Source organism: Paenibacillus sp. FSL L8-0494 (assembly GCF_038003695.1).
GTDB classification, from domain to species: domain Bacteria; phylum Bacillota; class Bacilli; order Paenibacillales; family Paenibacillaceae; genus Paenibacillus_AQ; species Paenibacillus_AQ odorifer.
In genome coordinates this window covers 150,962-171,552 of sequence record NZ_JBBOPQ010000001.1, presented here as the reverse complement: position 1 = coordinate 171,552, position 20,591 = coordinate 150,962, and the positions used below count along the sequence as shown (strand labels likewise).

Below are 20,591 nucleotides of genomic sequence, written 5' to 3'. Positions count from 1 at the left end.
TATCATAACGATTACCTAGTCACCAATGCCTGTTTCGAGAAATTAAAATAATGATCAGCGTTATTGTAACAGATGTTCTCAATCATACTGCCCAGTAACTCCATATCATCCGGGGCTTCTCCAGCCTCTACCCAAGAGCCTACCAGATCACACAAGATTCTTCTAAAGTACTCATGTCTGGTATACGATAAAAAGCTTCTGGAGTCTGTTAGCATCCCAACAAATTGGCTAAGTACGCCTAGATTAGCAAGTGTCTTCATCTGTTCCAGCATGCCGTCTTTATTATCGTTGTACCACCATGCGGTTCCGAATTGAATCTTCCCTGGAATACCGCCGCCCTGGAAGCTGCCCATTAAACTGGCAATAACATGATTATCATTAGGGTTCAGTGAGTACAAAATGGTCTTAGGCAATGCATTCTCACGATCCAGCGCATCGAGCAGACCCGCCAAAGGCTTAGCAATCACGCCGTCATTGATGGAATCATAACCCGTGTCAGGTCCGAGACGTCCGAACATTACGCTGTTGTTATTCCGAAGCGCATGAATATGGAATTGCATCGCCCAATCCAGCTCGTTGTACAATTTGCCGAGGAATACTAGCGTGAATCCTTTATATTTCTTTTCTTCACTCTCACTTACAGTGCCTTCATGAAGTGCTTTAGCGAATATAGCTGTAGCTTCCTCCAAGGTAGTTGGCTCAAACATTACCGCATCCAAAGCATGGTCAGATACACGGCCGGCTCTCGCGTGGAAGAATCTCACTCTGCTCTCCAATGCTGCAAGAAACTGTCCGTAATTCTCAACAGCCATTCCCGAAACTTCGCTTAGCTGGGCTACCCACGGCTGGAAGGTTGGACGGTTGATTTCAAGCGCTTTATCTGGCCGGAATCCCGGCACAACGCTAGCATTGAACCCACTCACATTACTGATTTTCTCATGATATTCCAGATTATCTACAGGATCATCGGTAGTACAAACCGTAGTCACCTTCGATTTAATGATCAAATCTCTTGCTCCGAATCCTTCACTTTGTAGCTGTCTATTCACTTCATCCCAAATTTTTGGTGCGTTAGCTTCATTCAGCAACTCATATACACCGAAGAAACGTTGCAGCTCCAGATGCGTCCAATGGTATAGCGGATTCCCGATAATCATCGGAACCGTTCTAGCCCAGGCCATAAATTTATCATAATCACTGGCATCGCCAGTAATGAATTTCTCTTCTATACCGTTAGCGCGCATCACTCTCCATTTATAATGGTCGCCATACAGCCAAGCTTCGGTAATATTGTTGAACGTTTTGTTCTCATAAATTTCTTTTGGACTGAGGTGGCAATGATAATCGATAATGGGCATGTCTTTCGCGTGATTATGAAACAGCTTAATTGCGGTCTCGCTCGACAATAGAAAGTTCTCATCCATGAATTTTTTACTCATGAGGTTTGCTGCTCTCCTTTAAGTTCAAATGGGAGTTACACAAAGTTTAACGTGAACATTTATTCAATCAGTTGATTTCCTAATAAATATTTTAAACTTAAAATTATTGCTTGTAAAAGGTATCAATATAAATTGTTCACGTTAACATTATATCTTCATTGTAAACGTATTTTTAAAATGCGCAAGTCTTTTTATAAGGACATTGTTACAGTTATTTTAACTTCCGAGCGGTAATAAATAAACAACATATTTAATTTCCGGACACGGCCCCACCATTATAAAAAAAGCAGGCAACCTTTTAGAAAAAGGATAACCTGCTTATATGTCATCGGACTACGATTTCTCGCAAAATTAACTATCCAGTGTTTCGCTCCAGTCATGCACCATCGTGCCCTCTAGGTACTTCTCGGCATCCATTGCTGCCATACAGCCAGATCCGGCTGCAGAAATTGCCTGACGATAACGGGTATCCTGCACGTCGCCACAAGCGAATACGCCCGGGATGTTCGTTTCTGTCGTTCCAGGGTTGACCACAATGTAGCCGTTGGTATCGGTCGTAATTTGTCCCCCTAAAAATCCGGTGTTCGGCGTGTGCCCGATCGCGACAAACACTCCGTCCGCTTCGATGAGTTCATCAATTCCCGTCTCATTGTTGCGAACCGTCAGCCCTTTAACGCCAGACTCGTCGGTTGTAACCTCAAGCGGTGTACGGTTAAGAGCCCACGATACCTTACTGTTATCCCGTGCGCGAGCCTGCATAATCTTCGAAGCTCTAAGCTCATCACGACGGTGAACCAATGTTACATTGGAAGCGAATCGGGTTAAAAAGCTGGCTTCCTCCATCGCTGAATCTCCACCACCGACGACAATAATCTTTTTGCCACGGAAAAAGAATCCGTCACAAGTAGCACAAGTGCTGACCCCACGGCCCACATTCTCCTGCTCCCCGGGAATTCCTAAATATCTGGCAGATGCGCCGGTTGAGATGATCACTGACTCCGCTTCTAATACTCCCAATCCATCTACAGTCACTTTAAATGGACGCTGTGAAAAATCAACTGAATCCACCCAGCCATTCTTAAATTCAGCCCCAAAACGTTCAGCCTGCTTGCGCATGTTGTCCATTAAATCCGGGCCTAGAATTCCTTCAGGAAAGCCTGGGAAGTTCTCGACTTCTGTTGTCGTTGTCAGTTGTCCACCTGGTTGCATACCTTCAATCACAAGTGGGTTTAGGTTGGCACGTGCCAAATAAATTGCAGCAGTAAGCCCGGCTGGGCCTGTTCCGATTACAATCGTTTTGTACATAACAGTGGCCTCCTCACAATAGGGTTTATTTAGAAGAAACGGGCCCTTTTTTGGCAAGCATAGACGCCTTCGGTGTCCCTAGAAGGACATTAACGTTTACGCAAGACATATAAAAAGGGCTCCGTTTCTACGAAATACTACATGATCGTTTTAGATATTCTCGGTAAATGGCGGAAGACTGTCGCTCACACTTCCCTCGAAACTACATTCCTCATCTATGCGCCGAGCATAACGACTGACCATAGATACAGAAACATTGTAACGCTGAGCTACTTCACGGTAGGTGACCGGCAGGTTATGCGTTTTAGCAATTAGATATTCTAAGGCAGCACACCAGCCATTCGCATGACGGATAAACGGAATATCCGGATAAAGGCTGCTCAGAAATTGCTTCCAAAGTAATTCAGCATCTTTTTTGTGGATTGCATCATATCTTCGATCCATCATACTAAGGGTCTGATCGATAACTTTCTGCCAATCCTCTCTCCATTCCGGCAGTCCCTTCAGACGCGGGGAAGAGGTTTCTTTGACTTCCTGAAGCACATTCTCTTCAGGAACACTTCCAATCAGCCGCTGCAGACTAAGAAGTGCCGCTTCTTGCAGCTTTTCTTCCTGCAAGGGCTGCTGCTTCAGAAGTCCTTGCAGAATTTCGGACATCTCTTCATCTTCAATCCACCGCAGAGCTTCTGTAACCTGAAGCTTCGTATTGGCATCCCCGTAGCGGAGCGCCCAGAAGAAGGAAGAGCGAAGCAGCGGATTGTTCCGTACCTCTTCGGTAAAGCTGCCCTTGTTGTCCTTCCACAGCTTCAGCTGCTCCTGAAAAGGAAGCTGATAGTTGTAGCTGACCAGCGACAGCGTTTTGCCTTCCCCCTGCGCCTGCTGCAGCTGAGCTAGAAAAAATCTCGGCACAGCCGATTCCGGATCGAGCTTAGCCGCCTTCTGCCAGCAGCGCTGGGCTTCTGTATACAGGCCACTATTGCTGGCAGCAGCCGCACAATAATGATAGAGACTGGCGTCGCCACCGACCTCTTCATCCTTCAACAGACGTCTAAAATGGCCATAGGCGGTTCTATGGCGTCCCAGAATCCCCATGGTGGTGGCCATTTTGAACAGATGCTCCTGATGAAACGGAATAGTGGTCTCCAGAAGGCGTAACAATCCATCCAGTTGTCCGCGGTCACCTTCATACTGAAGGAAGATCGCTAAGTTACAGAGTGCATGCAGATTCCCGGAGTCCTGCTCCAGCACCCGCATAATACATTCCTTAGCTTTGGTAAAACGACCCATGTAAAAATACGCTAGGGCTAGGTTGTTATGTGCCGCCAGGAAGTCAGGCGTATTGCTCACAATCTCTTCAAGCAAAGTGACGGCTTGTGTAAACTTGCCCTCCTCCAACAGTGCTCGGGCTCGCTCATGCTCTATTACACCTTCCCGGCTTCTAATCCGGATAAGTGGAGCAGGACGGTCCAGCTCATATTGCAGCAGCTCCATCAATTCTTCCGATTCGGCCAGAAATTCACCGTTCACATCTTCTTCGAGATAAGTGACGAGTGAGCGTTCTGCCTCCTCATAGCTTTCCATATTGGCGAAGTTGTTAGCCATATAGAAATAACATTCCGTCATTGCCGGATCAATATTCTCCAGTACATGGGTTAAAATGTCGTTGGATGCTTCATAATTACCCATTTCTGATAATACGCCAGCCACGTTGCAATGATTGACCGGATTCTCCGGCTCGTACTCTACAGCTTTGCGAAAATTCTTTAATGCCTTATCATATTGAAAGCGATCCAAGGACCGAACGGCTCTTTCAAAGAAAAAATTGGCATTCAGAGTTACAGGAATCACATTATCATTCCCCAGTTCATACTCTGAAGTTCTCTCAATCATGGAAGCAAGGCACCTCCCTTATAAGAAGCTTCCTTATACTAACGAAAAATAGGAGGGCGGCGCCCTATGGGGTATGCCGGAGCTCCATCCTTAATCGCTATTCCGTTCCCTTATTGGGCGCGGGTATCTCCACACAGTATACCACATGTGACAGCGAGAATCTCAAGTTGAGAAAGACTCTACCACTCTGCTTACAACATCTTTTTTGACAAAAAAATAAAAAAGACGGGGAATTAAATTCCCGCGTCTCTAAATAGCTTATCGATTGAACCACCCTCAAGGATGATGTGCGTAGCCTGGGCAAGCATCGGTGCAACAGATAATACCGTAAACCGACTTGAATGGTCATCAGGCAGTGCAATAGAATCTGTCGTAACCACTTCCTGAATAGAAGGATGGTCAAGCCGCTGTAGCGCGGGCCCTGAGAATAATCCGTGCGTCGCGCAGACAATACTGTCCTTCGCACCTCTCTCCTTCAGACCTTCTACCACATTCACAATGGTCGTCCCAGTATCGATCAGATCCTCAATAATGATTGGTGTCCGTCCCTCGACATCACCAATCACATGAGTGATTACCGATTCATTATGGGCTGGACGCTTCTTGATCATAATGGCAAAAGGTGAATCCAGCTTATTCGCCAGCTTCTCAGCCATAGACGCACGCCCTGCATCCGGGGAAACAATGACCAGATCAGACATTACCTTGGCTTTCAAATGGCTGCTGATCAAATCGAGTGCAGTCAGATGATCGACCGGAATGTTGAAAAAGCCTTGAATCGCCGCTGCGTGCAAATCGATAGTGATCACGCGGGTTGCTCCAGCGGTCGTCAGCACATCAGCCACCATCTTAGCCGAGATCGGCTCACGAGGTGCGGACTTCCGCTCCTGCCGAGCATATCCATAATACGGCACAATAATGTTCACTGTGCGAGCTGAAGCCCGTTTGGCAGCATCTATCATCACCAGCAGTTCCACGAACATCTCATTAATGGGATGCGAAAGGGATTGCACCAAAAATACGTCGCAGTTCCGGATGCTTTCTTCGTAATGAACGTAAATCTCGCCGCTCATGAAGCGGGTCAGCTTTATCTGCCCCAATTCAACACCAAGTCGCTCCGCAATATCAGCCGCTAACTTTGGATTCGACGAACCGGAAAAAATACGTAATTGTTGATGATGCATAATACCCTCCTGCGGATTATAAATTATTATAGTTTGAACTGAACAGTGGTACGGCGGCGTCCCTCAAATACAGCCAGCTCACGAAAACCAGTGTGCCAAAGCATGCTACGCGCCTCTTGCAGCCCGTCCCCCAGCTTGGCAGGATCATGTGCATCGGAGCCTAATGTCAGCGGTATGCCGAGCCTTAGGGCCTCCTGTAGCAGATGCTCTGCCGGGAACATCTCAGCGCAAGGCTTCGTAAGTCCGGAAGCATTCAGCTCCATGGCGATTCCACTATCCGCTATAACCTTTAAGGTCTCTAGCTCCAGCGCCTTCACCTCAGCCTTGCTCTCCGGTGTTTGTGGACCATAACCGAACCGTTTAATAACATCCATATGTCCTATAATATCATATAATCCCGATAACGCCGACTTCTTTACCGCATCGTAATAAAGACGATACACCTCTAGCGCATCTCTGCCTTCCCAACCATGAACCTGGCGGTGATCCGTAATATCCCACTCCCCAAGAAAATGCACAGAACCTATAAGATAATCCCATGGATACGGCGACAAAATCTCGCGGATTTGCTCTTCGTATCCTTCGATATAATCGGCTTCCAGCCCCACCCGCAGGTCTATGACTCCACGGTAACGCTCCTTTAGGGTCAGACATTCCTCCACATAACGAGGCAGCTCAGCCATTGGCATAGCCATTTCAGGATAATAGCTGGCGGGATCTACGTGGATGAGCGGCAAGTGGTCGGACAACCCCAGCTGCTGAAGTCCAAGCTCTATCCCGCGCTGCACATACTCCTCAAGCTTACCCACGGCATGGCCACAGCGTTCATGATGCGTGTGGTAATCAATATGCATCACTCAGTCCCCCTTAGTACTGATCCCGGCGTGGGCGTTCGTGACGGGTACTCAACTCTTCCATAATCTCATCCAGTGGAAGCTTACGTTCTTGCAGCAATACCAACAGATGATAGATCAGATCACTGACTTCAAGGCGCAGCTCGGCGTTATCTTTATTTTTGGCGGCAATAATGGTCTCGGAAGCTTCCTCGCCTACCTTTTTGAGGATCTTATCCACGCCTTTATCAAACAAATAAGTGGTATACGCGCCTTCCGGGCGTTCCACTTCCCGCTCAGCAATCACACGTTCCAGCTCACCAAGAACAGCAAAACGCTCACCATCTGTCAAACTAGACACTGGTTTCGAAGCATCTGTTATTGGGTTATTCAAAGGAATCTCACGGAAAAAGCATGACGCAGCTCCACTATGGCAAGCTGGTCCTTCAGGCACAACCTTCACGAGTAGTGTGTCGCTATCACAATCATAGGATATGGAGGTAATAGCTTGTGTGTTGCCTGAGGTTCCGCCTTTATGCCAAAGTTCGCTGCGTGAGCGGCTCCAAAACCAAGTCTGACCACTCTCCAGTGAAAGCTGTAATGATTCGGAGTTCATATAAGCAACCATCAGTACCTCTAAACTGCTAGCATCCTGAACAACCGTAGGCACCAGACCGGCTTCATTCCAGCGAATGCCTGCCAGAGCTTCTTTTTGGCTTATTGTTGTATTCTTTTGTGTTTCGCTCATCGGATTTCTACCCCTTTTTGCTTCAAATCTGCCTTTAAATCATTAATTGCAATCTCTTTATAGTGAAAAATGGTCGCCGCAAGTCCCGCATCGGCTTTCCCTTCCGTAAATACATCGTAAAAATGCTCCTTCTTCCCAGCGCCGCCAGAAGCAATCACAGGAATACTGAGCAAATCGCATACTGCCGAGGTTAGCTTCAGATCGAAGCCGTCTTTTGTGCCATCTGCATCCATACTAGTGAGCAAAATCTCGCCTGCGCCCAGCTTTTCAGCTTCTTTAGCCCAAGCCAGAGCACGGATGCCGGTGGGCTTACGCCCGCCATGAGTGTACACTTCCCATTCACCAAAAGCCTCATTATATTTAGCATCTATCGCTACTACAATACACTGGGAGCCAAATCGGCGAGCACCCTCCAAAATTAACTGAGGATTAGTGATGGCTGCCGTATTAATGCCGATTTTGTCTGCGCCTGCACGAAGAATCCTTTTCATATCATCAGTTGTAGAGATCCCTCCACCCACTGTAAAAGGAATGGCAATCTCACCGGCGGTCTGCCGCACAACCTCGATCATCGTTGCTCTACCTTCTACGGAAGCCGATATATCTAGAAACACAAGCTCGTCTGCGCCCTCGCGGTCATACAGTGCCGCTAGCTCTACCGGATCTCCAGCATCACGCAGATTCACAAAGTTAACGCCTTTGACTACCCGTCCATCCTTAACGTCAAGACAAGGGATGATACGTTTTGCTAACATTATGAAATCCCCCTTTCTTTAAAAAGCGTTTCAAACGCCTAAAGTGTGTCGGTCCCCCTAAAGCCCTCTTAGCCCAGGGGGAGCCCAAGGGCCCCTGCCCTTTGGAAACCTTGATTGTTGGCATGGCGGATCATAGCCCACCCGGCTGAACCATAGCCCACACTACTGAACATGTGCTATGATCGCTAACCCCTTCGGGGCCACTTCCTAGATCCATAACACCTTCATGTTCCGCGGTTTTGACCCTTATGTGGTCGTAAGAGCTCGCGCCACCTGCAAGCCCACGAGTATTTAGTTGCACAACGTGCAGTTATTTTATCAGCCTTTTTGCAAGCCACTCTTTTAACTGCATTTCGTACAACTAAATCTGGGGATGAGCTTATAAATCAACTCATCTCTGAGTTATAGCTGCACGAAATACAACTAAATTAGCTAATCAGCTCTAAAAAGGAAAAATAGCTGTATAAAGTACACTTAAATCATCATCCGAGGAAAAATACCCCCCCGCCGCCTAATTATGCCTATTGTAGCAGATTGTGCTGCGGGTTTTAGCCGATAACCAGCTTAGTTCAACATTCTATTGCACTCAGTGCAATAGAATCGAACTCATACCATCTAGTTGAGCAGTCTGTTGCATTTCATACAATAATTTCCTTTAGAATTCACGAAAAGGAGATTTTTAACCAGTTTTGATTGTACAAAGTGAAACACATTAGCTAGTTGGGTTTGTTGCTTTATTGGTCAGCTGGTTTGTTTTAGCTCTTTTGTTGCTTTGTTGGTTTGTTGTTAAGCCCATTTGCTGGTTTACTTGTTTGGTCGTTTGTTCGTTTGGTCGTTTAAACTTTTGCTAGTTTGCTTCTCTGTGCGTTCATTTAATTATTATTAGTTACTCATTTACTGTTACGTCTATTTCTTTTATCCACTGCTCATTGGATTGCTCAACTGTTGTCTTTTTGTTCATTCGCTCGTCTATTAATTAGTTTGGTCATTGGTGATTTGCTACTTTATTCATTACACCTATTTCTTTTACCCACTGCTCATTGGCCAGTTCATCTATTGTCTTTTTGTTCATTCGCTCGTCTATTAATTTAGTTTGGTGATTTGGTGATATGTGTTCACTACGTTACTGTTAAGTCTATTTCTTTAACCCACTGTTGGTTCTGTCTGTTTCATTGATCCACTATTCCTTGGCTAACCCATGTCGTCTTTTTGTTCATCCGCTCATCAATTAGCGCGTTCGCCCAACGCTACTTCTGCCCAAGCGCTCGCAAAGCTTCAGAAAGATCAATATTGCCCGTGTATAACGCCTTGCCAACAATAGCTCCACCCACACCGCTGCCGCTGTGCACGTTCAGACGCAACAGATCATCAAGACTGGTGACTCCGCCGGAGGCGATCACTGTTTTACCGCTGGCTTGCGCCATGGACAGGATACCGTCCACGTTCGGCCCCTGCATCATCCCGTCTCGGGAGATGTCGGTGTAAATGAACGTCTCGGCTCCTTTTGCCGCCAATTCTTTGGCAAGAGCTTCAGCACGAACTTCGGAAGTGTTCAGCCAGCCGTGTGTCGCAACATAACCGTTGCGCGCATCAATGCCGATCGCTACTTTATCGCCGTATTTTGCCAATACCTCTTCGGTAAAAGCATGATCGTTAATCGCAGCAGTACCAATAATAACGCGGCTAACGCCAAGTCCGAGCAATTTCTCTACGTCCGCAAGATTGCGAAGACCGCCGCCCACCTGCACAGGAACGTTAGCATTAGCAGCAATAGCACCGATGATCGCATCGTTCACAGGATGACCTGCTTTCGCACCATCTAAGTCCACCAAATGAATGAACTTTCCACCTTGCTCTTCCCATGATTTTGCCACCTTTAGTGGACTATCATTGTATATCGTTTCCTGATTGTAATCCCCCTGCTGCAGCCTGACGCACTTTCCATCCCGGATATCAATCGCCGGATATACAATAAAAGAAGACATTTGGCGCTCCCCACTTTCGTTACATTATATTTATAGCGTGGCTTACGCCCGCTCTCTCTTAATCTTCAAGTATAAACGCCTTCGTCGTCCTTATAAGGACGGTAAGCGTTTAAGCGAGAAATATAAGGATAAAGTGTATTGTGAAACTTATACTTTCTTATATTTCAAAAAATTACCCAACAGCTTGATTCCCAGCTCTCCGCTTTTTTCCGGATGGAACTGCATACCGAACACATTATCTTGCCCGACAATAGCCGTGACTGGGTAACCGTAATCTGTGACAGCCAGCAGATCACTCTCTTTTGCTACAAGCGCGTGATAAGAGTGGACAAAATACACATGCCCCTCCTCAAGGCCAACAAAAAGCGGATTCTCCGGCTGTCTAAAGCTGAGCTTGTTCCACCCCATATGCGGCACCTTATAGCCATCTCTAGGAGCGAACCGCACCACTGAACCCGAGAGAATATCTAGCCCCTCATGGCTGCCATGCTCTTCACCGGTGCTAAACAACAGCTGCATGCCAAGACAGATCCCAAGCAGAGGCTGCTCTCCAGCGGCTACCTGTTTGACGACAAGATCCAAACCATTCTCCCGCAGATGCCCCATCGCATCGCCAAATGCACCGACACCTGGCAGAATGACACTATCAGCAGCGAGAATTTGCTCGGCATCACCCGTCACTACACACTCATAACCGAGACGTTCTACCGCCTTGCTCACACTGTGCAGGTTGCCCATGCCATAATCGACGATTGCAACAGTCATCCTACAGCACTCCCTTCGTAGAAGGCACACCCTTCACACGTGGATCAATCAAAGTTGCCTCATCCAGCGCCCGTCCAAGCGCTTTGAATACAGCCTCAATCATGTGATGAGTGTTAGAACCGTAGTGTACGATAACATGCAACGTAATCCGTGCTTCGAGCGCGAACTTCCACAGGAACTCCTGAACAAGCTCCGTCGAAAAGCTGCCTACCTGCTGTGAAGGATAGGTTGCACGATATTCAAAGTGCGGGCGATTGCTGATATCGATCACAACCTGCGCCAAAGCTTCATCCATCGGTACAAAAACACTCGCATAACGTTTGATTCCTTTTTTATCACCCAGTGCTTCGTGCAGCGCCTGCCCTAGGCAGATCCCAATGTCTTCAACCGTGTGGTGGTCATCAATCTCGATGTCTCCACGCGCCTGTACAGACAGGTCAAATTGTCCGTGCTTCGTGAACAGATCCAACATATGATTCAGAAAAGGAACATCCGTCTCCAGCTCTGAAACTCCACTTCCATCTACATTAAGAGACAACTTTATATCCGTCTCGTTTGTTTTGCGGCTTAATCCAGCTTGGCGCAAGGCCTGTTCGTTATTGTTCTCCATATCCGTCTCCACCTTTTCCTTCGTTCTTGAGTCGAATCTCAATGGCTCGTGCGTGGCCTTCTAACCCTTCGCGGCGTGCCAGCTCTATAATGGTCTTCCCATCACGCAAGAGTGCTTCCTTACTGTAATAGATCAGACTTGATTTTTTAATAAAATCATCCACATCCACTGGTGACGAGAAACGTGCGGTCCCATTGGTTGGGATAATATGATTTGGCCCGGCAAAATAATCACCCACGGGCTCAGAGCTATACGCTCCCAGGAAGATGGCTCCAGCATTCTCAATGCTGCCTACGAGGCCCATAGGATCTTCGACAACAATCTCCAGATGTTCTGGTGCCAGTCTATTCACTACGGAGATCCCTTCCTCCATAGATTCCACAACAATGATCGCGCCGTAATTCTCTACGGAAGAACGGGCGATCGCCTGACGCGGCAGTTCTTGCAGCTGACGCTCCACTTCGGCCGCCACGCTATCCGCCAGGCTCTGCGATGGCGTGACCAGAATCGCCGAGGCCATCTCGTCATGCTCGGCCTGCGAGAGCAGATCCGCTGCGACATAGGCCGGCTCAGCGGTCTCATCTGCCAGCACGACAATTTCGCTGGGACCCGCGATACTGTCGATATCCACGGCGCCATATACCTCGCGTTTAGCCAGCGCAACGTATATGTTGCCGGGCCCACATATTTTATCTACCGGCGCTATGCTCTCCGTACCAAAAGCCAAAGCAGCTACCGCCTGTGCTCCGCCCACACGGTAGATTTCATTAACACCTGCTTCTGCAGCAGCAACCAGGATGTAAGGGTCAATCCCTTCTTTGCCGCCGGTGGATGGCGGAGTCACCATGACGATCTCCGGCACACCCGCGATCTGAGCTGGGATCACGTTCATCAGCACCGAGGAGGGATAAGCTGCTTTGCCACCAGGTACATATACCCCTACCCGCTTCAGCGGACGAATAATCTGCCCCAAGATCGTGCCATCCGGCTGCAAGTCCATCCATGAATTCCGTTTCTGTCTGGCATGGAACGCCCGGATATTGGCTGCAGCCGCTTGAATAGCGGATACGAAAGATTGCTCTACTCGGCCATATGCTGCCTGAAGCTCTTCCGGGGTTACCCGCAGCTGATTCGGCGTAAGTACGACCCGGTCAAATTGCTCCGTATAGCGAAGAAGCGCCGTGTCTCCTTCTTTTTTAATGGCGGCCACAATTTCCTTTACCGCCTGATTTTGCTCTGGCGTACCATACTCCACTTCCCGCTCTAGCTTAAAGTCCTTGCTCGACACAACCTTCATCGCTGGTTCCTCCCTTTACCCCTAACATCTGTTGCCGCCTACCGCAAATTAGGTTGCCCTATAACTGCCTGTAGTCGGTCACACAGTTGCTGTATCTCTTCATTTTTCATCCGATAGCTCACACGATTCGCCACCAGGCGGCTTGTAATTTCGAATATACTCTTCATTTCGATTAATCCGTTGTCCCGCAGCGTTTGCCCGGTCTCTACCATATCCACGATACGATCGGCCAGACCAATCAGTGGTGCAAGCTCGATGGATCCATTCAGCTTCACGACCTCGACCTGTTGGCCCTGCTCCCTAAAATACCTTGAAGCTACATTCGGATATTTCGTCGCTACACGCTGCTGAATCCCCGGCTGCCAGTTCGGCAATCCGATGATAGACATCCGGCAGCGGGCAATGCCAAGATCAAGCAGCTCGTATACATCACGATCTTCCTCCAGCAAAACATCCTTGCCCACGATCCCAATATCCGCCACGCCATATTCTACATATGTAGGTACATCTACTGGTTTCGCCAATATAAACTCCATCCCTGCCTCAGGCAGCGGAATAACAAGCTTGCGTGATGCCTCACCGTCCGGTGGAATCGGAAGACCTGCCTGGCGGAACAGCTCAGCAGCCTTTTCGTAAATCCGGCCTTTTGGCATAGCCACCTTCAATATCTGTGCCATTGTTAAGTTGCCTCCTTTTCCATCTCCATGCAAAATTTATGTTAATCGCTTTTTGTACTAGCGATATCCTCAGCCATGCTCACTTACAAAAGATACGAATGTATAGATTTCACCGTACCGTACACCCTCTGCTTCAACCGTGTCCGTATCCAAACGCTTCACCGTTTCAAGCTCTTCTGGACCTGCAGCAAGTCTAGTAACGACTGCATGACCCTCTGACCGCAGGCGTGTTGCCTCTTCCAAGCCTTCTTTTCTGCGAATCGCATCATATTGGATCAAAATAGGCAGCTCTTCCTCTTCGACCACTCCAGTTACACCATCCAGGATGCGATTCGTTTTTAAGGAAAATCCTGTGGATGGGATCGGACGCCCAAACTGTTGCAGCAGATTGTCGTATCTACCACCGCTGCATACCGGAAATCCTAATTCCGCTGCATAACCTTCAAAAGTCATGCCTGTATAATAGGAAAAGTCCCCGATCATCGTCAGATCAATCAGTACATGCTGTGATACGCCGTAAGAGACCAGCACCTCCCACACCTTGCACAAATGATCAATCGAATGACGCGCGAGCGGATGATTGCTCAGCTCTAGCGCCTGTCCACAAATCTCCTTGCCTCCGCGCAGACGCAGCAGCCCATCCAGTTCGTTCTTCTGCGCTTCTGTAAGATCCAGCCGCCGTAAAGTCTCCCGGAAAGAAACATAGTCACGGCCCAGCAAATGACTTTTCAGCTCCTCTTGAGCCTCGGGTAATTCAGGAAGTGCCTCTTGAAATAACCCATTCAGAAAGCCTACATGCCCCATAGCGATCTTAAAAGACTTCACACCCGCGGCTTGCAGCGAAGAAATAGCAAGCGCCACTACCTCCGCATCGGCCTCTGGTGAATCATCACCTACCAGCTCTACACCTGTCTGGAAGAACTCCGCTTCCCGCCCCGCTTCTTCCTCAATAGCACGGAATACATTCGCGTGATATGACAGACGCAATGGCAGTGGCTCATCCTTCAATAGAGAGGCAACAACACGGGCAACCGGGGCAGTCATTTCTGATCGAAGCACCAAAGCCTGACCACGATTGTTAAGTAATTTATAGAGCTTCTGGTCGGACGTAGAGCTAGCCACGCCAACTGTATCGTAATATTCCAACGTTGGAGTCATCATTTGCTGATATCCCCAGCGACTCATGCAATGCAGTACATCGTTCTCAATTTTGCGCAATTTCGTTACGGCCCGGGGCAGATAGTCCCGAACGCCAGACGGCTTCTCAAATCCCTTTGGTTTGGACATCTTCATTGTTCACCTCGTCAGTTATCATTAGATACTGTTTATGTTTACTTTACTATGGTAAAGTGGTAGCAAATTAAAGTATTTTCAATATCGTATCATGTTCACTGCTTTTTCGTCAATCAAACCCTTAGTCGAGCGTTTGGCATTTTCTTTATTTTTGCCTCCCCGCTTATCGAATACTATAATGAGCTAATACGATTGTACTTCATAATTTTGTAATTGGTGTTCTAAAAATATACTTTCACCTAGAAAGAAGGGCTAACGCTTGACTAAATCCTATATGATTGGCGTTGATATTGGTACTACAAGTACAAAGGCAGTTCTCTTCGAGGAGAATGGAGCCATAGTTGCACAAGCTAATATGGGTTATCCCTTGCATCAACCCTCCCCTTCTATAGCGGAGCAGGACCCAGAGCAAATCCTACGTGCAGTCTTTCATACCATCTCTAATGTCATGCGGCAAAGCGCCGTAACTCCAGATAAGATCCTATTCGTCTCTTTCAGTTCAGCCATGCACAGTGTCATTGCAATTGATCAGCTAGGTAAACCACTTACTGCCTGCATCACTTGGGCTGACAACCGTAGTGCCGGGTCTGCACTTCGCCTGAAGAACGAGTTTAACGGACATGAGTTGTATTTGCGCACAGGAACACCTATTCATCCTATGTCACCGATTACCAAGCTAATGTGGCTTCGGGATGAGCAGCCTGAGTTGTTCCAACAAGCCTATAAATTCATTTCTATAAAAGAATACATATTCGCTCGGCTGTTCGGCGAATACATCATCGATCATTCCATTGCCTCTTCTACAGGCATGCTCAACCTTAAACTTTTGGAGTGGGATAAAGAGGCCCTGGAGATAGCCCATATTTCACCAGATCAACTCTCACGGCTTGTTCCTACCACAGAGATCATGCAAGGCCTGCTTCCCGGTCTAGCAGAGGAGCTGTTACTGCTCCCGGCCACACCTTTTGTCGTAGGAGCCAGTGATGGCGTCTTGTCCAACCTTGGCGTAGGTGCGATTAAGCCCGGTGTAGTGGCCGCTACGATTGGAACAAGCGGAGCGATTCGTACCGTAGTCGATCACCCGCTTACCGACCCTAAAGGACGGACCTTCTGTTATAACTTAACCCCAAAACATTGGGTGATCGGAGGACCCGTTAATAACGGCGGTATGTTGTTCCGCTGGGTACGGGATGAGTTCGCTGCTTCTGAAGTCGAAACCGCCAAACGTCTTGGCATTGACCCTTACGAGGTTCTAACGCGCATCGCGGAACAAGTTCCGGCAGGTAGCGGTGGTCTTTTGTTCCATCCTTACTTAACTGGTGAACGGGCACCGCTGTGGAATCCTGATGCTCGTGGCTCCTTCTTCGGCCTTTCGATGAATCACCATAAGGAGCATATGATTCGCTCGGTACTAGAAGGCGTAATTTTCAATATGTATATGGTTCTGCTAGCTATGGAAGAGCAAATCGGGCGTCCTAGCAAAATTCTGGCTACAGGGGGCTTTGCCCGCTCCTCAGTATGGCGACAGATGATGTCTGATATTTTTGATCAAGAAGTCATCATTCCGGAGAGTATCGAAAGCTCCTGCCTCGGAGCAGTAGTGCTTGGACTTTACGCAACGGGCCGCGTGGACTCCTTCGATGTTGTATTCGACATGATCGGCTCAACTTACCAGCATGATCCGATTGATGAACATACCAAAGTGTACAAGCAGCTGCTGCCGATTTATATTTCCGTCTACCGTAGTCTGGAAAGCCAGTATCAAGCTATTGCGGAGTTTCAGCGGGAACAAGCTGGAGAATAGACGAAAAATAAAAAGCGCCGGTCAACCCGCATATACGGGAGACTGGCGCTTTTATATTACCTAGCAGTAAACTATGCGCTTTGGGAACCTGTTTTAGCTTTCTTTGGTGCGCCTGATCCGAAAATAATCCAAGACGCAGGCACATACCGGAAGACGAGAGCCACTGCCAGCCATGAGACCAGCAGCGCAACAAGCCATCCTCCAACAATCGCTGCGATGTACGCAAGAGAACCCCCGTGAAACGGTAATTTTCTATAGAAATACAGCAGCATAGGGTGTAATAGATAAATCCCGAAGGAGCATGCTCCCACCGATACCAAAAGTCTTGTCAGTAAGCTTCGACCCGCTCCATAGAGCAAGAAGGAGATTTGCAACAGCACCACACAAGAGAGCAGCGCATGTAGATTAGAGAAACCCTCATACCATAAGCTGTTGATGACAGTTTTTTTCGTGTAGTTGTTAAACCATAGCTCAACATGAACAACCCCTGCTACAATCCATAACAACCACAACGTAATCCAAACCGGACCTTTACCGGCGCGCCAGCCTTCACGTGAAGGCACTAGCCATTTTTTCAAAGAAGAATAATACACCGCAATCCCAGCACCCAGCAGGAAATACGAGAAATAAGTGATCGCCAGACTCCCCTTGGATAACTGCCAATACCCATGATTGGTCATGTATTTATTCAGCAGCACAAAACCCCACTGTAGTAATAACCCGATCAGCGGCGCCCAAGCCGCCAGATGACGAACCTTTTGCAAGCACCACAAAATAAGCGGAAATAACACGTAAAACTGAATAATGATAATAATATAATACAGATGCGTATATGCCGTTCCTGTCCATAAATACTTCCATAGCTTAGAAGCCATCTCCCCTGGAGGTAAGCCCCAAGTATTCCCGGCATTCATTTTTAACGCAAAATACAGCAGTGAAAATACTACATAAGGCACAATAATATAAAGCAGCCTTCTAGAGTAGAACTTTCCTAGCGTTTTGCCACCCAGCGGACGGTCAATATAGTTATAGAAGAGCACGAACCCACTCAAAAATATGAATGAAGGTACGGCGAACTGGCTGAATTTATTAATAAATAAGAACGGATGAAACATGTTTGTGCCTAGTGTCTCCGCCAACGTTCGTGAAGTAGCATGAATAGCCAGCACTGCAAAAATAGCAATCGCCCGAAAAATATCCAGCTGCGGAATTCTTTCTTTTTGTCTCATAATCTTTCCTCCTGTTAAGCTCCGCATCGAAGTGATGCCTTTTTAATCAAGTATTATGAAGGCTACCTCCCCACGTTTAAGCGTGTGCGTGTATGAGACCTTCTTTTAACGTTATTTCTCCTGCTGCACGAATCCCTTTGCCCGTTCCTCAGGGATATAACCTGACTTTTCCTGCGGACTGGACTCCAAAGAGCGAGGCACGCTTCCAAAAATAATCCATGAACCCGGAACTCGCCGGAAAGCAAACTGCACAATAAGCCAGCTCCCTCCCAGTGCGACCACAAGCCCACCGTAGATGAACAAAACATATGTTAGCGACTCTAGGGGAATATGATATCTGAACCTGCGATATACCGCCAGCAATAGCGGATGAATCAAATATATCGCAAAGGAGAGTTCACCCAAACGAGTTAAAAAAGCAACAATCCCGCGAGGAGCCTTACGATAGATCAGAAATGTAGCATACAACAGAACCAATGCAGATAACATCGTATGGACATTCCATAATAGCTCGTACCACAGCGAATCCGTCCACACCCCAAAATGGCGGGCCACATACCATAGCTGCACATGGATAAAGGCTGCAATTAACCACCCGCTCACTAACAGGGCAGTCCATCCTTTTTGTTTGGCAGTTAGCTCCCTCCATGGCTTCATCAGCCACGTCTTCACCTTCTCAAAGTGAATTGCGATATAAGCACCCATCATATAATAAGCCAGATAAGAGATCGCCAAGCTCCCTTTTTCAACAATGTGCAGTTCGTATTTATTCCAGAAAATAAACCCCCACTGAAGTGCCAATCCGAGTGGAATCGCCCATTTTATTAAAAAGCGGGAACTCTGGAGTAGCTTAAGCAGTACTGGAAAAAGCAAATAAAACTGAATGCTGATAAATACAAAATACAAATGCGCATATGCGGAACCTGAGAATAACGCTCTAATAAAGCTGTACAGGTTGCCACCGAGGTTCTGGGTCAATCGTCCGTTCACATATAAGGTTAGTGCGTAATAGCCCATAGAGGCTAGCAGATAAGGCAATAAAATATACTTTAATCGACGACGGTAGAAATTAATAATCAAGCTGCGTGTCACAGGGCGCCCATAATAATTATAAAACAATACAAAGCTGCTCAGAAAAATAAATGAGGGCGTACCGAATTTAAAGAAAATGTTGATCCAGTTCAGCCAGTAATAATAAGGTGAATGCAGTGCCTGCTCTCCAGCGGCAAAAGATGAGGAATGCACATGCAGTACACCTAAGATCGCTAATGCTCTGAAGATATCCAGCTGGGGCAGCCTTTCCTTTCTCGCAGTGTTCATATTATATTCCTCTTCTCTACTATGATGGTTGTTCATAGAGACGCTAAGCGGAATGTGGAAACTGAAAATACCAGGAAGCCTGCACCTGCTGATTTTACATTCTGATATTTGAAGCTGAATGCCTAGCGTGGGATTCGCCTTATCACTAACGCTAATTATATCGAATGTATCTGTTCTAAAAACTTAAGAAGAACTTAAAGTTTCCTTAATAATCTTCTCTAAGACGCAAGAAACCCTGCAGAACCTGCGCTAAAAAAACGCAATATGTAACTGCAGGGTTAAAAAAGCATCGTTTACACTTGTTCCGCATGTTCTTCCGTTGAAGAGGGGCGCAGCTCTCGCAGTGGATTGCCTCCGACAAAAGAGCCAGCCGCCACATTTTTGTGCACCACGGAGCCAGCAGCTATAACTGCCCAATCTCCAATGGTTACACCGGGAAGAATCGTTGTATTCGCGCCGATCAATACATTTTCACCGATCACCACTTCGCCCAGGCGATATTCCTTGATCAGATACTCATGCGCCAGAATCGTCGTGTTATAACCAATAATAGAATTCTCACCTACCGTTATTTTCTCCGGAAAAAACACATCCACCATTGCCATAAGACCAAAAGCCGTGTGTTTACCAACCTTCATCCCCAGCATCCGTCGATAGATCCAATTCTTTAACGGTAGAATCGGACAATAGCGGGCAATCTGAATAAAAATAAAGTTGCGGACACCCTTCCAAGGGCTGACCGTACGGTAAATATACCAAAGTGAGTTATGACCTTCTACTGGATAACGGGTTACGTTTCTCACGATTCATTCGTTCCTCGCTCCATAATTTCTATAATATCCTTCATGTTATGGATGATAAAGTCCGGATCATACTTGCGGAGCGTATCCTCGCCCTTCAAAGACCAAGATACTCCAACAGCGTATACACCGGCAGCTTTGGCTGATTGAATATCAACCGCACTGTCACCTATCATTAAGGTTTTACGAGGATCAACGCCAAGGTTTTTGACCGCTGTCAGAACGGGCTCCGGATGTGGCTTTGGTTCAGTAACATCGTTCACAGTCACAATCGTATCCATGTACTTAAGCAAATCGAACCTTTCCAGAGTCTTGATCGTTGTTGGACGGATCTTAGTAGTTACAATCCCAAGTTTGATCCCACGACTCGAGAGCTCCTCAATGGTCTCCTTTACAAGCGGGAAGGACCGCACTAACTCATCATGATGCTCATTATTATAAGAACGATAGGACTTTTCTAACGTACCATTTACATCCTCTAGTCCAGAGAATACTCTCATCTGTTGCTGAAGGGTTGTTCCCATATGCGGAATTATCTCTTCTCTGGTCAGTGGAGCCAGACCATTGTCCTTCAGCGCGTACATAAATGAACTAATGATTAGCTCATTCGTATCGACAATCGTTCCATCCAGATCAAAAAGAACGCATTCTATCATA

The 20,591-nt window shown here is 47.2% G+C and carries 18 protein-coding genes; 1 reads left to right on the top strand and 17 read right to left on the bottom strand.

What is annotated here, in order from left to right:
- Positions 1-11 precede the first annotated feature (11 nt).
- The 13 genes from uxaC to NYE35_RS00775 form a co-directional block, all read right to left on the bottom strand.
- Positions 12-1,439, bottom strand: a complete 1,428-nt coding sequence (gene uxaC, locus NYE35_RS00835; RefSeq protein WP_341119888.1) for a glucuronate isomerase — start codon at positions 1,437-1,439, stop codon at positions 12-14.
- Between the two features lie 351 nt (positions 1,440-1,790).
- The gene (gene trxB / locus NYE35_RS00830) at positions 1,791-2,744 is read right to left on the bottom strand and encodes a thioredoxin-disulfide reductase (RefSeq protein WP_036687084.1); all 954 of its coding nucleotides are present in this window, start codon (positions 2,742-2,744) and stop codon (positions 1,791-1,793) included.
- A gap of 150 nt (positions 2,745-2,894) precedes the next feature.
- Positions 2,895-4,634 carry a tetratricopeptide repeat protein gene (locus NYE35_RS00825; RefSeq protein ID WP_051491491.1) on the bottom strand — a complete coding sequence of 580 codons (1,740 nt, stop codon included), beginning with the start codon at positions 4,632-4,634 and terminating at the stop codon, positions 2,895-2,897.
- A 233-nt stretch (positions 4,635-4,867) separates the two neighbouring features.
- Positions 4,868-5,818: a ribose-phosphate diphosphokinase gene (locus NYE35_RS00820; RefSeq protein WP_341119887.1), complete on the bottom strand. Its 951-nt coding sequence runs from the start codon at positions 5,816-5,818 to the stop codon at positions 4,868-4,870.
- Between the two features lie 26 nt (positions 5,819-5,844).
- Positions 5,845-6,672, bottom strand: coding sequence for a histidinol-phosphatase HisJ (gene hisJ, locus NYE35_RS00815; RefSeq protein ID WP_341119886.1), 828 nt, complete (start codon positions 6,670-6,672; stop codon positions 5,845-5,847).
- A 13-nt stretch (positions 6,673-6,685) separates the two neighbouring features.
- The gene (gene hisIE, locus NYE35_RS00810; RefSeq protein WP_341119885.1) at positions 6,686-7,399 is read right to left on the bottom strand and encodes a bifunctional phosphoribosyl-AMP cyclohydrolase/phosphoribosyl-ATP diphosphatase HisIE; all 714 of its coding nucleotides are present in this window, start codon (positions 7,397-7,399) and stop codon (positions 6,686-6,688) included.
- Positions 7,396-8,154, bottom strand: coding sequence for an imidazole glycerol phosphate synthase subunit HisF (hisF, locus tag NYE35_RS00805; protein WP_076101059.1), 759 nt, complete (start codon positions 8,152-8,154; stop codon positions 7,396-7,398). Before hisF ends, hisIE begins: the two co-directional genes overlap by 4 nt.
- A 1,247-nt stretch (positions 8,155-9,401) precedes the next feature.
- Positions 9,402-10,139 carry a 1-(5-phosphoribosyl)-5-[(5-phosphoribosylamino)methylideneamino]imidazole-4-carboxamide isomerase gene (gene hisA / locus NYE35_RS00800; RefSeq protein ID WP_036687075.1) on the bottom strand — a complete coding sequence of 246 codons (738 nt, stop codon included), beginning with the start codon at positions 10,137-10,139 and terminating at the stop codon, positions 9,402-9,404.
- Positions 10,140-10,286: 147 nt separating this feature from the next.
- Positions 10,287-10,904, bottom strand: coding sequence for an imidazole glycerol phosphate synthase subunit HisH (hisH, locus tag NYE35_RS00795; protein WP_038568103.1), 618 nt, complete (start codon positions 10,902-10,904; stop codon positions 10,287-10,289).
- 1 nt (position 10,905) lies between these two features.
- Positions 10,906-11,514 carry an imidazoleglycerol-phosphate dehydratase HisB gene (gene hisB, locus NYE35_RS00790; RefSeq protein WP_036687073.1) on the bottom strand — a complete coding sequence of 203 codons (609 nt, stop codon included), beginning with the start codon at positions 11,512-11,514 and terminating at the stop codon, positions 10,906-10,908.
- Positions 11,501-12,811 carry a histidinol dehydrogenase gene (hisD, locus tag NYE35_RS00785; RefSeq protein ID WP_036687064.1) on the bottom strand — a complete coding sequence of 437 codons (1,311 nt, stop codon included), beginning with the start codon at positions 12,809-12,811 and terminating at the stop codon, positions 11,501-11,503. The genes hisB and hisD overlap by 14 nt, the downstream gene beginning before the upstream one ends.
- Before the next feature lie 38 nt (positions 12,812-12,849).
- Positions 12,850-13,488, bottom strand: coding sequence for an ATP phosphoribosyltransferase (hisG, locus tag NYE35_RS00780; RefSeq protein ID WP_036687062.1), 639 nt, complete (start codon positions 13,486-13,488; stop codon positions 12,850-12,852).
- Between the two features lie 69 nt (positions 13,489-13,557).
- Positions 13,558-14,775 carry an ATP phosphoribosyltransferase regulatory subunit gene (locus NYE35_RS00775; protein WP_036687060.1) on the bottom strand — a complete coding sequence of 406 codons (1,218 nt, stop codon included), beginning with the start codon at positions 14,773-14,775 and terminating at the stop codon, positions 13,558-13,560.
- A gap of 280 nt (positions 14,776-15,055) precedes the next feature.
- On the opposite strand from NYE35_RS00775, the gene gntK reads away from it, so the two are divergent.
- Entirely contained in the window at positions 15,056-16,585 is a 1,530-nt protein-coding gene (gene gntK / locus NYE35_RS00770) for a gluconokinase (protein ID WP_341122415.1), read from the top strand.
- Positions 16,586-16,656: 71 nt separating this feature from the next.
- Here the strand turns inward: gntK and NYE35_RS00765 are convergent, their stop codons facing one another.
- From NYE35_RS00765 to ppaX, 4 genes are all read right to left on the bottom strand, one after another.
- Entirely contained in the window at positions 16,657-17,814 is a 1,158-nt protein-coding gene (locus NYE35_RS00765) for an acyltransferase (protein WP_341119884.1), read from the bottom strand.
- Positions 17,815-17,925: 111 nt separating this feature from the next.
- The gene (locus NYE35_RS00760; protein WP_340962099.1) at positions 17,926-19,134 is read right to left on the bottom strand and encodes an acyltransferase; all 1,209 of its coding nucleotides are present in this window, start codon (positions 19,132-19,134) and stop codon (positions 17,926-17,928) included.
- 293 nt (positions 19,135-19,427) lie between these two features.
- On the bottom strand, positions 19,428-19,937 hold the full coding sequence (locus NYE35_RS00755; RefSeq protein ID WP_170914218.1) for an acyltransferase: 510 nt from the start codon (positions 19,935-19,937) through the stop codon (positions 19,428-19,430).
- Entirely contained in the window at positions 19,934-20,590 is a 657-nt protein-coding gene (gene ppaX / locus NYE35_RS00750) for a pyrophosphatase PpaX (protein WP_038568092.1), read from the bottom strand. Before ppaX ends, NYE35_RS00755 begins: the two co-directional genes overlap by 4 nt.
- Between the last annotated feature and the right edge of the window lies 1 nt (position 20,591).

Coding starts and splice junctions, on each gene's coding strand:
- uxaC (WP_341119888.1), bottom strand. CDS start 1,439: ATGAGTAAAAAATTCATGGATGAGAACTTTCTATTGTCGAGCGAGACC.
- trxB (WP_036687084.1), bottom strand. CDS start 2,744: ATGTACAAAACGATTGTAATCGGAACAGGCCCAGCCGGGCTTACTGCT.
- NYE35_RS00825 (WP_051491491.1), bottom strand. CDS start 4,634: ATGATTGAGAGAACTTCAGAGTATGAACTGGGGAATGATAATGTGATT.
- NYE35_RS00820 (WP_341119887.1), bottom strand. CDS start 5,818: ATGCATCATCAACAATTACGTATTTTTTCCGGTTCGTCGAATCCAAAG.
- hisJ (WP_341119886.1), bottom strand. CDS start 6,672: ATGCATATTGATTACCACACGCATCATGAACGCTGTGGCCATGCCGTG.
- hisIE (WP_341119885.1), bottom strand. CDS start 7,399: ATGAGCGAAACACAAAAGAATACAACAATAAGCCAAAAAGAAGCTCTG.
- hisF (WP_076101059.1), bottom strand. CDS start 8,154: ATGTTAGCAAAACGTATCATCCCTTGTCTTGACGTTAAGGATGGACGG.
- hisA (WP_036687075.1), bottom strand. CDS start 10,139: ATGTCTTCTTTTATTGTATATCCGGCGATTGATATCCGGGATGGAAAG.
- hisH (WP_038568103.1), bottom strand. CDS start 10,904: ATGACTGTTGCAATCGTCGATTATGGCATGGGCAACCTGCACAGTGTG.
- hisB (WP_036687073.1), bottom strand. CDS start 11,514: ATGGAGAACAATAACGAACAGGCCTTGCGCCAAGCTGGATTAAGCCGC.
- hisD (WP_036687064.1), bottom strand. CDS start 12,811: ATGAAGGTTGTGTCGAGCAAGGACTTTAAGCTAGAGCGGGAAGTGGAG.
- hisG (WP_036687062.1), bottom strand. CDS start 13,488: ATGGCACAGATATTGAAGGTGGCTATGCCAAAAGGCCGGATTTACGAA.
- NYE35_RS00775 (WP_036687060.1), bottom strand. CDS start 14,775: ATGTCCAAACCAAAGGGATTTGAGAAGCCGTCTGGCGTTCGGGACTAT.
- gntK (WP_341122415.1), top strand. CDS start 15,056: ATGATTGGCGTTGATATTGGTACTACAAGTACAAAGGCAGTTCTCTTC.
- NYE35_RS00765 (WP_341119884.1), bottom strand. CDS start 17,814: ATGAGACAAAAAGAAAGAATTCCGCAGCTGGATATTTTTCGGGCGATT.
- NYE35_RS00760 (WP_340962099.1), bottom strand. CDS start 19,134: ATGAACACTGCGAGAAAGGAAAGGCTGCCCCAGCTGGATATCTTCAGA.
- ppaX (WP_038568092.1), bottom strand. CDS start 20,590: ATGATAGAATGCGTTCTTTTTGATCTGGATGGAACGATTGTCGATACG.